We start from the raw sequence: 15,656 nt of genomic DNA, 5'->3' as shown, positions 1-15,656 counted from the left end.
TCACATCGGGCTTCCTAACCGTCACCTACCGGCACTAGGTTCTCAGTCACCGTGGGCGGTACGCCGTCCACGGTGACTGTCACACCGACGCGGAGGTGCACGTGCCGGCGCTGGACGACCCGGGCCTGGCCCGGACGATGTGGACCCACTTCGAACCGGTCCACGCGGTGACCTATTTCCACCCGAGGGCCCGGGCCGCGTACGAGGCGGTGGGCCTGCGCGGCTACTGGCGGGGCTACTTCGCCGGGCGGGCCGCCCCGCTGGGCCCGGTGCCGGCCGCCCCGGTGGTCGCCGCCTTCTTCAGCTTCGCCCCGGACATGGTGGCCAGGGCGCTGCCCTCGGTGTGGCGGCTGGCCACGCCCGAGGAGGCGCTGCGCGCCCGGCTCACCGGGGCCGTGCAGGCGCTGGCCGAGTTCACCTACGAGCTGCCCGAGGCGCACCTGGTCGAGGCGGCCGACCTGCTGGAGGAGGCCGCCGGCCGGGTGGCGACCGCCGGGCGGGTACTGGGCGCGGTCAACGCCGCCCTGCCCCGCGGCGAGTACCCGCTGGCCCGGCTCTGGCAGGCCGCCACCACGCTGCGCGAGCACCGGGGCGACGGGCACGTGGCGGCGCTGGTCGGCACCGGGCTCGACCCGGTCGAGGTGGTGGCCTGGCGGTGCCGGGTGGACCAGTCCCGGCAGTTCCACCAGCCGGCCCGGGGCTGGACCGACGAGGAGTGGGACGCCGCCGAGGAGCGCCTGGTCGAGAAGGGTTGGCTGGCCGCCGACCGGACGCCCACCGAGCACGCGACGGCGACCTTCCGGGCCGTCGAAGAGGCCACCGACCGGGCCGCGATTGGGCCGTGGCAGGCGCTGGGCCCGGAGCGTACGGCCCGGCTGCGGGAGCTGTTGGAGCCGGTCAGCAGCCGGTGCCGCACCATCATCCCCGCCCAGGCGCCGATCGGCCTGCCCGCCCTGGGCGGCACCGGCACCCCCACGCCGGCCCGCTGACCGGCGGGTACCGCCGCCGTCGGGCAGGATGGGCACGTGGCGGACGCGGTGGTCTTTGACCTGGACGGCGTGATCGTGGACTCCGAGCCGGTCTGGGAGCAGGTGCGCCGGGCGTACGTGGCGGAGCACGGCGGCCGGTGGCTGCCGGACACCCAGCGCCGGCTGATGGGGATGAGCACCGCCGAGTGGGCGGCCTACCTCAGCGGCGAGCTGGGCGTCGACCGGGGCGCCGAGCAGGTGGCCACCGAGGTGGTGACCGAGATGTCCCGCCGGTACGCGGCGCACGTACCGCTGATCGACGACGCCGACCAGGTCGTCCGCCGGTTGGCCGGGCGGTGGCCGTTGGGCCTGGCCAGTTCCTCCCCCACCCGGCTGATCGGCGCGGCGCTGGCCGCCACCGGCCTGGCCGACGCGTTCCGGGCGACGCTGTCGACGGAGGAGACCGCACGCGGCAAGCCGGCTCCGGACGTCTACCTGGCGGTGGCCGCCCGGCTGGCGGTCGACCCGGCCCGCTGCGTGGCGGTGGAGGACTCGTCCAACGGGGTGCGCTCGGCGGCCGCCGCCGGGATGCGGGTGGTGGCCGTGCCGCACGGGTCGTACCCGCTGGACCCGGACGCCGAGGCCCTGGCGGCCGTGGTGCTGCCCTCGATCGGCGCGCTCACCCCCGGCGTCGTGGAGCGGCTCGACTGAAAGACGGTCAGCCGGCACGCCGGGCGCGGACGGCGCAGAACGGCCCCTCGGGGTGGGCGGTCGACTGGACCGTCCAGTCGTCGTCCCGCAGCCGGCCGGTCACCCGGTCGAGGATCAGCGGGATCCGGCCGGCGTCCGGCGGCTGCCAGCAGAGGTGCAGCTCGCCGCCGGGAGCGAGCAGGCGGGGCAGCAGCGCGTACTCGGCGCCGGGCGGCCGGGCCCAGAAGACGTTCACGTCCACGGCGAGGATCCGGTCGAAGGGACCGTCGGCGGGGTCGAGCGCGGCCAGCTCGGCCAGCCGGAAGGTGACCTGGCCGGCGGCGACCGCCGCCGCGTTGCGCCGCCGCGCGGCGCCTACCGCGATGGCCGAGCGATCGACGGCGAGCAGCCGCCCCTCGGTGAGCGCGGCGCAGATCAGCCCGGCGGCCAGTCCCGGCCCGCAGCCGACCTCCAACACCCGATCCCCCGGCCGCGGGGCGAGCCGACCGACGGCCCAGACCAGCCGCTGCGGCACCATCGACATGCGACGACCTTAGCGACAGCCCCCGACCACCGTCGCGTACGTCCCGCCCGACCCCGCTCCGCTCCGCCACCGCCCGGTTGTACGGTTTCCGAAGGCGGGGCCCGGAATGGTCAGGGCCGCCCCGGGTAGGGCAGCCACCGGCCGTCGAGGTGAGGAGATCGGCGATGAAGGCGATCGTGTACGAGCGCACCGGCGACCCGTCGGTGCTGGAGCTGGTCGAGCGGCCGGTGCCCGAGCCGGGCCCGGGCGAGCTGCTGATCCGGATGGCCGTCGCCGGGGTGAACCCCACGGACTGGAAGGCCCGACGGCAGTGGCCGTTGCCGGCGGGGTGGCAGACCCCCGGGCAGGACGGCGCCGGCGTGGTGGAGGCGGTCGGCCGCGGGGTCGACCAGGACTGGATCGGCGAGCGGGTGTGGCTGTGGGAGGCGGCCTGGCAGCGACCCTGGGGCACCGCCGCCGAGTACACGGTGGTGCCGATGCGGCAGGCGGTACGCCTCGGCGACGCCTCCTTCGATCTGGGCGCCTGCCTGGGCATTCCGTTCCTCACCGCGCACCGGTGCCTGACCGTCGGCGAGTTCATGCCGGACCGGCTGCACGCCGGGGCGCTGTCGGACCACACGGTGCTGGTGCAGGGCGGGGCGGGTGCGGTGGGCAACGCGGCGATCCAGCTCGCCCGGTGGGCGGACGCCTGCGTGGTCGCCACGGTGAGCAGCCCGGAGAAGGCGCAGCTCGCGGCGGCGGCCGGGGCCGACTTCGTGGTCAACTACCGGGAGCAGGACGTGGTCGAGGAGGTCCGCAAGATCGCCCCCGACGGGGTGCACACGATCGTCGAGGTCTCCGCGGCCCGCAACGCGGCGGCCGACGCCCAGCTACTGCGCGCCGGTGGCGCGGTCTGCGTGTACGCCGACGACGGCGGCGACGAGGTGACCGTCCCGATCCGGCCGATGATGGTGCCGAACGCGCGCTGGCAGTTCGTGCTGGTCTACACCGAACCGAAGGCGGCCAAGGCGCAGGCCGTGGTGGACGTGGCCGCGGCGGTCGCCCAGGGCGCGGTACGGGTCGGTGAGGAGGCCGGCCTGCCGCTGCACCACCACCCGCTCACCGCGGCGCGGGCGGCGCACGAGGCGGTGGAGAACTCGGTGGTCGGCAAGGTCCTGATCACCACCAGCGAGCCGTGAGCAGGGCCGTGAGCAGCGCGGACGCGACCTGATTTCCTCGTCACCGGGACAGAGGCGAACAAGTTTCGCAAGAATGACGGTGCGGGGCCAACCCGCAAGAAGGCGGGCGGCCCCGGCGCGGTGCGAACGCCGGGGCCGCCCTCTGGGGAGGGATGTCCTGCAGAACCATGTCCCTGACCATCAGGCGACCCGGGCGCGAAAAGTGTTACACCGCCGCCGTCACGGCGCCGCGAGCTCCCGCACGGTGAGGCCGCCCTCGGCGTACCGGGACCGGACCACCTTCTTGTCGAACTTGCCGACGCTGGTCTTCGGCACCGCGTCGATGACCGCCCAGCGCTCGGGCAACTGCCACCGGGCCACCGAGCCGGCGAGGAAGTCGCGCAGCTGCTCCGCGCCCACCTCGGCGCCCTCGCGGAGCACCACCGTGGCGAGTGGACGCTCACCCCAGCGCTCGTCCGGCACCCCGACCACGCAGGCCTCCACCACGTCCGGGTGCGCCATCAGCGCGTTCTCCAGCTCCACCGAGGAGATCCACTCGCCACCGGACTTGATCACGTCCTTGGCCCGGTCGGTGAGGGTGATGAAGCCGTCCGGGGAGAGCGTGCCGACGTCCCCGGTCCGCAGCCAGCCGTCGCGGAACTTCTCGGCGTCCGGTGCGTCGTCACCGACGTACCGTGCGGTCACCCACGGCCCCCGGACCTCCAGCTCGCCGACGGACGTCCCGTCGGCGGGCAGCGGCTCGCCCAGCGGGCCGACGATCCGGGCCTGGACCCCGGCCGGCACCCGGCCCTGGGTGTACCGGTAGCGCCAGGCCTCCTCGCCGGTCGCCCCGGCCGGCGGGCGGGAGACCGAGCCGAGCGGAGACATCTCGGTCATGCCCCAGGCGTGCACCACCTCGATGCCGTGCCGCTCAGAGAACGCGTGCATCAGCGCCGGCGGGCACGCCGAGCCGCCGACGATCACCTCCTGCAGCGAGGAGGTGTCCACGTCGTGGCCGTCCAGGTAGGTGAGCAGGTCGGTCCAGATGGTCGGCACCGCGCCGGCCAGGGTGGGCCGCTCGGCGGCGATCATCGCGGCGATCGGCTCGGCCTGGAGGAACCGGTCCGGCATGATCAGCGACGCGCCGGAGAGGAACGCCGCGTACGGCAGGCCCCAGGACATCGCGTGGAACATCGGCACGATGACCAACTCCCGGTCGGTCGGCCCGAGCCCGAAGCCCTCCGGCATGCAGATCTGCAACGAGTGCAGGTAGATCGACCGGTGCGAGTAGGCGACCCCCTTGGGGTGGCCGGTGGTCCCGGAGGTGTAGCAGAGCGCGGCCGCGTCCCGCTCGTCCACCTCCGGCCAGTCGTACCGGTCCGGCCGCCCGGCCAGCAGGTCGTCCCACCGGTGTACGGCCACCCGGTCGCCGGTCGCGGCCAGCAGCGGGGCCGGGTCGCCGCCGCCGACCACCACCACGTGCCGCACCGTGCTCATCGCGCCGATCGCCTTGGCCAGCAGCGGGATCAGCGTGGAGTCGACCAGCACCACCCGGTCCTGCGCGTGGTTGGCGATGTAGCTGACCTGGTCGGGAAAGAGCCGCAGGTTGAGGGTGTGCAGCACGGCGCCCATGCTCGGCACGGCGAAGTACGCCACCAGGTGCTCGGCGTTGTTCCACATGAAGGTGGCGACGCGCTCGTCGCCGGTCACGCCCAGCTCGTCGCGGAGCGCGTGGGCCAGCCGGGCGGCCTGGCGGCCGACCTCGGCGTACGACATCCTGCGGGGCTCGGCGCCGGTCCAGGTGACCACCTCCGCCGTGCCGTGCACGGTGGAGCCGTGGTCGAGGATCCGGGCGATCTGGAGGGGGGCGTCCATCATCGTGCTACGCATGGGTAACAAGCTAGTGTCGCCGGTCACATCAGCGGAACCCCCGTAAGTTGGGCCGGGTGAGCATCTCCTGGGCCGACTCGTATGTCGGGCAACTGCGCGCCCTGGCCGGTGACCGGACGCTGATGTTCGTCGGCGCCCGCGCCGTGGTCCGCGACAACGCGGCCCGGGTGCTGCTGATCCAGCGTTCGGACAACAACCAGTGGGCCCTGCCGGCCGGCGCGATGGAGCTGGGCGAGTCGATCGCCGACTGCGCGGTGCGCGAGGTCCGGGAGGAGACCGGGCTGCGGGCGCTGCGGGTCGGCGCGTTCGCCCTCTACACCGGCCCGGACCGGACCCACACCAACATGTACGGCCACACCTACCAGATCTTCACCACCGCCTTCCGGGTCGAGGAGTGGGACGGGGAGCTGACCCGGTTCACCGACGAGACCGTGGACGCCGGCTTCTTCCCCCGGGACGAGCTGCCCGCGCCGCTCTCCGCCAGCGTGCTGGAGACCCTCGCCGACCTGGACGTCTTCGAGCAGACCAACCGCCTGATCCTCAAGTAGGGAAGTAAGGAGGGGCGCCCGCTTACCGCCTTCGGTAGCGGCGGGGCCCCTGCCTAACAACTCGACACGCCGGCTGGGATGTCGTCCGTCGACTCCTTCGGCAGCGGCTTCCCGCCCGGCGGCGGCTCGGGCTGCTCGGCGCTCGGCCGGGCGCCGGAGCGCTCCGCGCCGATCCCGGCGACCACCACGAACGCGATCCCGGCCACCGCCCCCGGCCCGGGCACCTGCCCCAGCGCGGCCAGCCCGACGACCAGGGCGATCGCCGGCTCCAGCGCCATCAGGGTGCCGAACGCGGCGGCGGTGAGCCGGCGCAGCGCGAGCAGTTCGAGCACGAACGGGACCACCGGCAGCAGCACGGCCAGCCCCAGCCCGGCCAGGAGCACCTGCCAGGTGAGCTGGCCGAACACCGAGGGGCCGGCGACCAGGGTGGCGACCACGGCGGCCACCGGCATCGAGACGGCCAGCCCGCGCACGCCGGCGACCTCGTCACCGACCCGCTGGGTGAGCAGAATGTACGCGGCCCAGCAGACCGCCGCGCCCAACGCGTACGCCACTCCGATCGGGTCGACGCCGCCGTGCCACGGCTCGGTGAGCAGCAGCACCCCGACCGCCGCGAGCGCCGGCCAGAGCTTCGCGCCGCCCCGGCCCCGGGCCACCGCCACGCCGAGCGGCCCGAGGAACTCCAGCGCGCTGGCGGTGCCCAGCGGCAGCCGGGCCACCGCCGCCATGAAGAGCAGGGTGACGCCGGCCGTCACCACACCGAGCGCCACGCAGGCCCGCAGGGCGGACCGGCTGAACGCGGACGGGTGGGGCCGGACCAGGACCACGAGCAGCACCCCGGCCCAGGCCAGCCGCAGCCAGGCGGCGCCCGCCGGGCCGACCCGGTCGAAGAGCCCGACCGAGGCGGCCAACCCGAGCTGGACGCAGATCATCGAGGCGACGGCCATGGCCGTGCCCGAGCGGGCGGGGGTGAGACGCGTCATGCCACCAGTAGAGCCGGTCCCGACCGTTCGCGTCCACGTGCTCTTTCTGGACGATCCGTTCGACGATCGTGAACAATCGCGCCATGGACCTGCGCCGCCTGCGACTGCTGCGCGAACTGGCCCGGCTCGGCTCGATGCGCCAGGTCGCCGACGAGTTGCACGTCACCACCTCGACCGTGTCCCAGCAGCTCGCCGTGCTGGCCCGGGAGGTGGGCGCCGAACTGATCGAGCCGCACGGCCGTCGGGTCCGGCTCACCCCGGCCGGGCGCCGGCTCGCCGAACACGCCGTGACCATCCTCGCCGCGGTCGACGCCGCCCGCCTCGACCTGGACCCGCGCGCCGAACCGGCCGGCACCGTACGCGTCGCCGGCTTCGCTACCGCCGTCCGGCGCTCGCTGCTGCCGCTCACCGCCCGGCTGGCCGCCGACCACCCCCACGTCCACCTGCGCATCCACGAGCACGAGCCGGCCGAGGCGTACGCGCTGCTCGCGGCGGACGCGGTCGACCTCGCGCTGACCTACGACTACAACCTGGCCCCGGCCCCCGCCGACGCGACGCTGGCGGCCACCCCGCTCTGGTCGGCGGCCTGGCACCTCGGCGTCCCGGCCGGCGCACCGGCCGCCCCGGCGGGCGCCTCCCCGGCGGTCCTCGACCGGTTCCGGGCCGCCGACTGGATCGTCAACTCGCGCAACACCGCCGACGAGGTGACGGTCCGCACGATCGCCTCGATGGCCGGCTTCGAGCCCCGGGTCGCGCACCGCGCGGACAGCCTCGAACTGGTCCAGGACCTCATCGTCGCCGGGCTCGGGGTGGGGCTGCTCCCGGCCGACCAGCCCACCGTGCCCGGCGTACGGCTGCTGCCGCTCGCCGACCCGGCGGCGCTGCTGCGCGCGTACGCCGTGGTGCGCCGGGGTCGCGCGGCCTGGCCGCCGCTGGCCCTCATCCTCGACCTGCTCACCGCGGAGCCGGACCCGCCACCCGCTGCCTGACCCGCCGCCTCGACGACCCGGACGCGAGGGGTCGAGATCCGCTCGGGGCGTCACAGCATGGTCTGCGACTTGGCCTCCATCTCGGCCGCGGCCTCGTCCTTCGACTCCTTCGGCAGCGGCTTCCCGCCCGGTGCGGCGGCCTTCCCGCCGAGCGGGTCGGCGCCGCCGGTGGCGCCCTGCGGACCGGCGCCGCGCAGCTCCCGGTTGGGCAGGGCGAGGGTGACCAGCACGGCCAGGATGGCGATCAGGCCCGTGGTCAGGAAGACCAGGTGCAGCGACTCGACGAAGGACGCCTGGATCGCGGCCCGGACCGGACCGGGCAGGGCCAGGATGGTGGCCGGATCGTTGATCGAGATGTTGGTCCCGCCGGCGGCCGTCACGGCGGCCCGCTGGTCCGGCGGCAGCTGCCCGATCGCCGCCGGCAGCCGGTCCGCGAGCTGGCCTTTGAGCTGGGACGACAGCACCGCGCCGAGGATGGCCACGCCGAACGACCCGCCCAGCGACCGGAAGAACGTCGCCGACGAGGTGCCGGCACCCAGGTCCCGGGACGAAACCGCGTTCTGCACGGCGAGGATGAGCGACTGCATGCACAGGCCCAGCCCGACGCCGATCACCACCATGTAGCCGAACGCCACCCAGAGCGAGGTGGCCACCTGGAGCTGCCGGAACAGCAGCATCCCCGCGACCAGCACCGCGGAACCGGCCACCGGGAACCACTTGTACCGGCCGATCCGGCTCATCGCCCGGCCGGTGAGGATCGAGGTGACGATGATGCCGGCCATCATCGGCAGCATCAGCAGACCGCTGCGGGTCGGCGAGGCGCCCTTGACGATCTGCAGGTAGAGCGGGATGAAGATGATCGACCCGAACATCACCAGACCGAGCACGAAGCCCGCCGAGTTGGCCAGCGCGAAGGTGGCGCTGCGGAACAGCCGCAGCGGCAGGATCGGCTCGGCGACCCGCGCCTCCTGGAGCACGAAGAGCGCGCCCAGCACCACGCCCGCCACGAACAGCCCGACGATCAGCCCCGAGCGCCACGGGTAGGTGGTGCCGCCCCAGCTCAGCGCCAGCAGCACGCAGCTCACCCCGGCCACCAGCAGCCCGGCGCCCAGCCAGTCGATGGCGTGCTCCCGGCGCTCGAAGGGGATCAACCGCATCACGTGGTAACAGACCACAATCGCCAGGATCGCCAGCGGCACGTTGATGTAGAAGATCCACCGCCAGTTGGTCTCCGCGAAGTACCCGCCGACCAGCGGGCCGGCCACCGACGACAGGCCGAAGACCGCCCCGAACAATCCCTGGTAACGACCCCGCTCCCGGGGCGACACCACGTCCGAGATGATGGTGAACGCCAGCGTCATCAGGCCACCCGCGCCGAGCCCCTGCACGCCCCGGGTGACGATCAACTGGGTCATGTCCTGCGACAGGCCGGCCAGCAGCGAGCCGAGCAGGAACGTACCGATCGAGAAGAGGAAGACCGGCCGCCGCCCGTACAGGTCGGCCATCTTGCCGTACAGCGGGGTGGAGGCGGTGGAGGCGAGCAGGTACGCGGTCACCACCCACGAATAGTGGTCGATACCGCCCAACTCGCCCACGATGGTCGGCAGCGCCGTACCGACGATGGTCTGGTCGAGGGCGGCCAGCAGCATGCCGGTCATCAGGCCGAACATCAGCAGGCGGAGCTGGCGGGCGGAGAGCATGGGGGTGCCGGCGTGGACGCTCATCCGGCCTTCTTTCCCGCCGGGACGAGAACATGCGTCCGGCGGCCGAATCTCCTCGTTGACGAGCCGGCGGCGTCGTGGGTTGCGCCACGACGCCGCCAGCGCACCCCGATCACCGCACCGGGTGCTTCCCCCCGGCCTAAGCGAACTCCTCGACGATCTTGGCGCAGAACGCCGGCAGGTCGTCCGGCTTGCGGCTGCTGACCAGCCCGTTGTCGGTCACGCACTCCTCGTCCACCCAGTTGGCACCGGCGTTGGTCAGGTCGGTGCGCAGGCTGGGCCAGGAGGTCATCCGCCGGCCACGGACCACGCCCGCCTCGACCAACGTCCACGGGCCGTGGCAGATCACGCCGACCGGCTTGCCGGCGTCGAAGAACGACCGGACGAATCGCACCGCGTCCGGGTCGGTGCGCAGGAAGTCCGGATTCGCCACGCCGCCCGGCAGCACCAGGGCGTCGTACGCCCCGGCGTCCGCCTGCGCCGCGGTCACGTCGACGTCGTACGTCTTCGACTGGTCCAGGTGGTTGAACGACTGGATCGAGCCGGGCTTCAGCGAGACCAGCTCCACCGCCGCTCCGGCCTGCTCGACCGCCTCACGTGGCTGGACGTACTCGACCTCCTCGACGCCGTCGGCCGCGAGGAAGGCGATGCGCTTGCCTTGCAGGGTCGTTGCCATGTCGGTTCTCCTCTCCGGGGTGATCCTGGAATCGTTCCCGGCGCAGGTTGCCCGAAACGCCCCACTCGGCGTGGGCGCCGCCACCACCCGGCCTGGTCCCGGGAGGCCCCCGTCGGGCACCCGCCGGGGCGGCGCTGCGCCCGATCCGTCCCGACGCCGGTCGATTCGCCGCAGGTTTGACCCGACCGCTCCCGGGGACCCCGAAGGGCATGGCAGGAGCAGCAGCGGAACAGCGCCGGCTCGCCACCGTCGTGGAGAGCTGGCGGGAACGTCCCGTCCTGGTGGTCGGCGACGCGATGCTCGACGAGTGGCGGTTCGCGGAGTCCGACCGGCTCTGCCGCGAGGCGCCGGCCCCGGTGCTCACCCTGCGCCGGCGCATCTCCGCCGCCGGCGGGGCGGGCAACACGGCGGTGAACGTCGCCGCGCTCGGCGGCCGGGCGGTGCTGGTGGCACCGGTCGGGGCGGACGTGGCCGGCGACGAACTGCACGACTGCCTGGACCGGGCGGGAGTCTGGGACCGCACGGTCGGCCAGCCCGGCCGGCCCACCCCGGTCAAGCGCCGGATGCTCGCCGGCAACCAGATCCTGCTCCGCGAGGACTCCGGCGACCCCGACGACCCGCTCGACTCCGACGGCGTGGCCCGGCTGATCACCGCGCTGGAGTGCGCGACCGAGGAGCTGCGCGCCGCTTCCGGCGGCGCCCCGCCCACCCTGGTGGTCTGCGACTACGGGCTGGGCGCCCTGCCCGAGGTGGTGCGGGCCTGGCTGGTCGCCAACCGCGACCGGTACGCCACCGTCGCGCTGGACGCGCACGACCTGGCCGACTGGCACGGCCTGTCGCCGACCGTGGTCACCCCGAGCTTCGCCGAGGCCACCCGGCTACTCGCCCGGGCCGCCGTCGGCTTCGGCGCCCGGGCGGACGGGCACACCGGCACCGACCTGCACCTCGACCACCCCGGGCCGGACCGGGACGACGACGGCCTGTCCGAGCTGAGCGTCGGCGCGGCACCCGCGGAACGGTTCGTGCCCGACGCGGGACGGGTCGACCCGAACGGCCCGTGGACCACGCCGGCCGGCAGCGGCCACCGGCCGCCGTCCGGGCTGAACGGTCACGGCACGGCGTCCGGCACCGACCGGGACGGGCGGGCGAACGGCCGCCTGCCGGCCGTGGGCGGCGCCCCGACCGGCGAGCCGACGCCGGCGGAGGGCCGGGTGGCGATGACCGGCGACGGGCTCAGCGTCACCGGCACCGGGGTCACCGTGAACGCCACCGCCGGCGAGGGCGTGGACCGGGCGGTGCTGGCCGAGGCCCGCCTCGCCGAGCTGCGCGCGCACACCGGCGCCGACGTCGTGGCGGTCACCCTCGACACCGAGGGCGCGGTGGTCGGCGGGGCCGAGGGTACGCCCCGACGCAGCCACAGCACCCCGGTGCCGGCGAGCCACGCGGTCGGCGCGGGCGACGCGTACCTGGCGGCGATGACGTTGGCCCTGGCGGCCGAGGCGCCGCTGCCGACCGCCGCCCAGCTCGCCCAACTGGCGGCCACCGTCACGGTCTCCGACACCGGCACCTGCGTGTGCCGCCGGGAGGACCTGCTCGACGCGCTCGGCACGCCCGGCGGCGACCCGGACAGCCCGGTGGTGGTGGACGCGGACGAGCTGGGCAGGCTGGTCGCCGAGCAGCGCGGCGCCGGGCGGTCGATCGTCTTCACCAACGGCTGCTTCGACGTGCTGCACCCGGGTCACGTGCGCTATCTGGAGCAGGCCCGGGCGCTGGGCGACCTGCTGGTGGTGGCGGTCAACTCCGACGGCAGCGTCCGCCGCCTCAAGGGCCCCGACCGGCCGGTGAACCCGGTCGAGGACCGGACCACAATGCTCGCCGCGCTGTCCTGCGTGGATCACGTGGTGGTCTTCGAGGAGGACTCGCCGGCCACGCTGATCGAGGCCGTCCGGCCCGACGTGTACGTCAAGGGCGGCGACTACCCGCCGGAGATGGTGCCCGAGGCGCCGCTGGTCCGCCGGCTCGGCGGGCAGGTGCGCACCCTCGGGTACGTGCCGGACCGATCCACCTCGGCGATCATCGACCGGATCCGCGCCGCCCACTCACCCGCCGGGGCAGGCGACCAGCCCGCCGCCCACTCGCCCGACGGCGCGGCCGACCGCTCCGCCACCCACTCGCCCGACGGCACGGCCGACCGGTCCGCCGCCTACGCGCCCGCCGGTGCGAGCGACGGACCCGCCGCCGGCCGGGACGGCAGCACGGCACCGGTGACGGGCAGGCGTCGACCGTGAGCCGACCGCTCGACCCCGGCGCCCCCGACCGGTTCCGCGCGCCGCGCCTGCTGGACGTGCTGATCCCCACCCGCAACCGACCCGCGGAGCTGGCGGTCACCCTCTCCGGGCTGGCCGCCCAGGACGGGGTGCCCGGGTTCGGCGTGGTGGTCAGCGACCAGTCCGACGGCGGGCCGGCGTACGCGCACCCGGCGGCGGCCACCATGGTCCGGGCGCTGCGCCACCGGGGGCATCCGGTGCTGCTGACCCGGCGGCTGCCCCGGCGCGGGCTGGCCGAGCACCGGGCCTACCTGCTGGACGCCTCGACCGCCCGGTACGTGCTCTGCCTCGACGACGACGTGTGGCTGGAACCGGGCACGCTGCGCCGGCTGGTCACCGCGATCGGGGAGCTGGGCTGCGGTTTCGTGGGCAACGCGGTGCACGGCCTGTCGTACGCCGAGGACGTGCGCCCGGAGACGCACGGGCACTACGAGGAGTGGGACGGTCCCCCCGTACCGGAGCGGGTCCGCCCCGGCACCCCCGAGTGGCACCGGGCCTCGCTGCACCCGGCGGCGAACCTGCTGCACGTCACCGAGAAGCTCGACCTGCCGGCGGGCCAGTGGCGGGCGTACAAGGTCTCCTGGATCGGCGGCTGCGTGCTCTACGACCGGGCGAAGCTGGTCGACGCGGGCGGCTTCGACTTCTGGCGCCGGCTGCCCGAGCGGCACCAGGGCGAGGACGTCGCGGCCCAGCTCGCGGTGATGGACCGGTACGGCGGGGCGGGCATCGTGCCCAGCGGTGCGTACCACCTGGAGTCGCCGACCACGGTCACCGAGCGGGAGGTGGAGGCGTGGGAGGTCGTCCTCGCCGACAACGACGCCGCGCAGCCGGCCTGACCGGGACCGGGGGTATCAAGCGGAGGCCCCGCCTCTACCGGATGCGTTGAGCGGGGCCCCTCCTTGCACCAAATCCGCGGCGGCTTCCAGGACCTCGGCTACCGGGACGTCGGCGATGAAGGAGTCGCGGTGCGCGCAGCCGCTCTCGCCCGGGCGATGCGGGTAGATGTCGCTGGTGCAGTCGGCGCCGCACACCGGGCAGCGGGTCGTCCAGGAGGGGATCGGCCGGTGCCGGGCCCGCAGCGGGGTGGCCCCGTTGATCAGGTTGCCCAGCCAGTAGATGCCGATGGTGCTGGTGCCCACCGCGCCGGCCAGGTGCAGCGGGCCGGTGTCGTTGGAGACCACCAGCGCGCAGCCGGCGTAGCAGGCGGCCAGGCCGCCCAGGCTGAGCGTGCCGACCTCGGCGCGGACCGGCACCCCGGCCGCGGCGACCACCCGGTCCACCGTCTCCTGCTCGCTCGGCGTGCCGGTGACCAGCACCTCGTATCCGTCGGCGGTCAACGCCCGGGCCACCTCGCCGAAGCGTTCCGGGGGCCAGCGCCGGCGGGTGTCGGTGGCCCCGGGGTGCAGCGCGATCCGGGGCCGCTCCGGCTCGCCGAGCACCCGCCGGGCCTCGGCGCGGTCGGCGTCGGTTACGGCCAGCGCCGGGATGACGGTGACCGCCGGGGCGCCGACCAGGGCCACCACCTCCAGGTAGCGGATCACCTCGTGCTGGTAGTAGACGTACCGGATCCAGCGGTCCAGCGGCGGCGCGTCCTCGGCCCGCAGCCCGGCGGTGACCCGGGCGCCGAGCCCGGCCACCAGCGGGTTGGAGTTGGCCCCGCCGCCGTGCACCTGCAACGCCAGGTCGAAGCGTTCCTTGCGGGCCGCGGCCAGGAAGTCGTCCAGCCCGTGCTCCGCCTCGCCCGCCTCCGGCGACCGGATCCCGGGCGCCGGGGGCACCACCAGGACCCGGTCCACCGGGCCCGGGCGGTCGCGCCAGAGCTTCGCGTGCCACGGCGCGCCGAGCAGCACAATCTCCGCCTCCGGGTACGCGGCCCGCAGCGACTCCAGCGCCGGCAGCGTGAAGATGAGGTCGCCCAGTGCGTTGGCGCGCAGCACGGCGATCCGCTCCACGCCGGGCACGGGCTCGGCGACCGGGCCGAGCAGGGACGGGCCGACCATGCCGGCTACGGCCGGTCGATCTCGTCGACGGTGGTGTCGGGGTGGTGCAGCTCCCGGTCGGCGGCCGGGTCGGCGAGCGGGGCGGGCCCGCCGGAGCGGCCGGAACGCGGGCCGGTGCGGCCGACGGTGATGGTGCGCGGGGCGGCGCGCCGGGCCCGGGGCAGGTGGACCCGGAGCAGGCCGTGGTCCATCACCGCGTCGATGGCGTCCGGGTCGACCCGGGACGGCAGGTCCACCCGGTACTCGAAGCCGCGGGTCTCGAAGCCGCCGGGGATGCCCTGTTCGGCGTTGACCTCGGCCTCCGACCGGGCCCGTACGCACAACTCCCGGTCGTCCAGCTCGACGGCGACCTCCTCCGGCGCCACCCCGGGCAGCCGGACGATCACCTCCCAGCCGTCCCCGGACTCGGTCAGCTCCACGTCCGCGGAGCCGCTCCGCCCGCCGCCGACCAGCCGGCTCAGCTCGGACCGCAGCGACTGCAACTCGCCCATCGGGTCCCAGCCCTGCTGCCGGCCGCGCCAACCGCGGCCGAACCCGGCTCCGCTCTGCTCCGTCATCGCACGTCTCCGCTCCGCTGGGCGGCCGAGGGCCGCAGTGAACTGGGCGCGTCCAGGTGGGCGTCGCGGTCCACGCCGACCCCGAGCCGGTCGACCAGTTCCCCGCCGAGCCACGCGCTGACGCCCAGCAGCGCCAGGCCGACCACCTCGATCGCGATCAGCGCGCCCCCCGCCGCCCGGGACTCGGCGTTGAGCCGGACCACCCAGACGGCGGCGAAGAGCAGGATCACCGCGACGTTGGCGGCGGCGTGGCTGACCCCGACCCGCTTGGCGCGGGTGCCGGTCGGGATGGCCAGCAGGTCGAACGCGCCGGCCACGGCGGCCAGCAGACCGCCGATCAGGCCGACGGTGATGTTCCAGTACGCCACCTCGGCGAGGAAGTCGGGGCCGCCGACGGTGTCCACGATGTCGAAGATCGTCCCGGTGACGAAGAGCGCCACCGGGAACATCACCAGCATCGGGTGCACGGGGTGGCCCAGTGCCTTCAGTCGGCTCTCCATCCCCGCCTCCACGGTTTCGCATCCGGGCGCGCTGCGTGTGAGGCGGTACCCGTGGGGTCCGGGGGCAAACCTCGCGTGCGACACGCTCTCCTAGGCTGATGCCGGC

General features: G+C 74.7%; 15 protein-coding genes. 7 read left to right on the top strand and 8 right to left on the bottom strand.

The genetic code is table 11. From position 1 onward, the window contains the following. Positions 1-137 precede the first annotated feature (137 nt). Together AB0H57_RS04710 and AB0H57_RS04705 are read left to right on the top strand one after the other, a co-directional pair. On the top strand, positions 138-989 hold the full coding sequence (locus AB0H57_RS04710; protein ID WP_357502849.1) for a hypothetical protein: 852 nt from the start codon (positions 138-140) through the stop codon (positions 987-989). A 36-nt stretch (positions 990-1,025) separates the two neighbouring features. Continuing rightward, entirely contained in the window at positions 1,026-1,679 is a 654-nt protein-coding gene (locus tag AB0H57_RS04705) for an HAD family phosphatase (protein WP_357502647.1), read from the top strand. A 7-nt stretch (positions 1,680-1,686) separates the two neighbouring features. On the opposite strand, the gene AB0H57_RS04700 is transcribed toward AB0H57_RS04705, so the two are convergent. Beyond that, positions 1,687-2,202 carry a methyltransferase domain-containing protein gene (locus AB0H57_RS04700; protein WP_357502645.1) on the bottom strand — a complete coding sequence of 172 codons (516 nt, stop codon included), beginning with the start codon at positions 2,200-2,202 and terminating at the stop codon, positions 1,687-1,689. A gap of 164 nt (positions 2,203-2,366) precedes the next feature. Here AB0H57_RS04700 and AB0H57_RS04695 point away from each other — a divergent pair, with 164 nt between their 5' ends. Further along, a complete protein-coding gene (locus tag AB0H57_RS04695) occupies positions 2,367-3,380 on the top strand; it encodes an NADPH:quinone reductase (RefSeq protein WP_357502643.1) in 1,014 nt (337 codons plus the stop codon). A gap of 219 nt (positions 3,381-3,599) precedes the next feature. Here the strand turns inward: AB0H57_RS04695 and AB0H57_RS04690 are convergent, their stop codons facing one another. Beyond that, positions 3,600-5,249 carry a fatty acid--CoA ligase gene (locus AB0H57_RS04690; RefSeq protein WP_357502641.1) on the bottom strand — a complete coding sequence of 550 codons (1,650 nt, stop codon included), beginning with the start codon at positions 5,247-5,249 and terminating at the stop codon, positions 3,600-3,602. Between the two features lie 56 nt (positions 5,250-5,305). On the opposite strand from AB0H57_RS04690, the gene AB0H57_RS04685 reads away from it, so the two are divergent. Next, on the top strand, positions 5,306-5,797 hold the full coding sequence (locus tag AB0H57_RS04685) for an NUDIX domain-containing protein (protein WP_357502639.1): 492 nt from the start codon (positions 5,306-5,308) through the stop codon (positions 5,795-5,797). Positions 5,798-5,850: 53 nt separating this feature from the next. On the opposite strand, the gene AB0H57_RS04680 is transcribed toward AB0H57_RS04685, so the two are convergent. Beyond that, entirely contained in the window at positions 5,851-6,780 is a 930-nt protein-coding gene (locus AB0H57_RS04680) for an EamA family transporter (RefSeq protein ID WP_357502637.1), read from the bottom strand. Positions 6,781-6,863: 83 nt separating this feature from the next. Between AB0H57_RS04680 and AB0H57_RS04675 the strand changes: the two genes are divergently transcribed. Next, entirely contained in the window at positions 6,864-7,769 is a 906-nt protein-coding gene (locus AB0H57_RS04675; protein ID WP_357502635.1) for a LysR family transcriptional regulator, read from the top strand. 50 nt (positions 7,770-7,819) lie between these two features. On the opposite strand, the gene AB0H57_RS04670 is transcribed toward AB0H57_RS04675, so the two are convergent. Continuing rightward, a complete protein-coding gene (locus AB0H57_RS04670) occupies positions 7,820-9,493 on the bottom strand; it encodes an MDR family MFS transporter (RefSeq protein ID WP_357502633.1) in 1,674 nt (557 codons plus the stop codon). 136 nt (positions 9,494-9,629) lie between these two features. Beyond that, positions 9,630-10,166 carry a type 1 glutamine amidotransferase domain-containing protein gene (locus AB0H57_RS04665; protein ID WP_357502631.1) on the bottom strand — a complete coding sequence of 179 codons (537 nt, stop codon included), beginning with the start codon at positions 10,164-10,166 and terminating at the stop codon, positions 9,630-9,632. A 209-nt stretch (positions 10,167-10,375) separates the two neighbouring features. Here AB0H57_RS04665 and rfaE2 point away from each other — a divergent pair, with 209 nt between their 5' ends. Both rfaE2 and AB0H57_RS04655 read left to right on the top strand, forming a co-directional pair. After that, positions 10,376-12,454 (top strand): D-glycero-beta-D-manno-heptose 1-phosphate adenylyltransferase, encoded by a 2,079-nt coding sequence (rfaE2, locus tag AB0H57_RS04660; protein WP_357502629.1) that lies wholly within the window; start codon positions 10,376-10,378, stop codon positions 12,452-12,454. Continuing rightward, complete coding sequence (locus AB0H57_RS04655; protein WP_357502627.1) at positions 12,451-13,329, top strand: glycosyltransferase family A protein; 879 nt, start codon at positions 12,451-12,453, stop codon at positions 13,327-13,329. Before rfaE2 ends, AB0H57_RS04655 begins: the two co-directional genes overlap by 4 nt. Before the next feature lie 15 nt (positions 13,330-13,344). On the opposite strand, the gene AB0H57_RS04650 is transcribed toward AB0H57_RS04655, so the two are convergent. From AB0H57_RS04650 to AB0H57_RS04640, 3 genes are read right to left on the bottom strand one after another with little or no spacing between them, the layout of a single operon-like run. Further along, positions 13,345-14,493, bottom strand: a complete 1,149-nt coding sequence (locus AB0H57_RS04650; RefSeq protein ID WP_357502625.1) for a glycosyltransferase family 9 protein — start codon at positions 14,491-14,493, stop codon at positions 13,345-13,347. 5 nt (positions 14,494-14,498) lie between these two features. Next, a complete protein-coding gene (locus AB0H57_RS04645; RefSeq protein ID WP_357502623.1) occupies positions 14,499-15,050 on the bottom strand; it encodes an Hsp20/alpha crystallin family protein in 552 nt (183 codons plus the stop codon). Beyond that, complete coding sequence (locus AB0H57_RS04640; protein WP_357502621.1) at positions 15,047-15,550, bottom strand: DUF2231 domain-containing protein; 504 nt, start codon at positions 15,548-15,550, stop codon at positions 15,047-15,049. The genes AB0H57_RS04645 and AB0H57_RS04640 overlap by 4 nt, the downstream gene beginning before the upstream one ends. Positions 15,551-15,656 lie beyond the last annotated feature (106 nt).

The sequence above is a fragment of the Micromonospora sp. NPDC050686 genome, from assembly GCF_040654475.1.
In the GTDB taxonomy this organism is placed as follows: Bacteria; Actinomycetota; Actinomycetes; order Mycobacteriales; family Micromonosporaceae; genus Micromonospora.
Note: the sequence above shows the minus strand (reverse complement) of the source record. Positions and strands in the feature narration are given on the sequence as shown.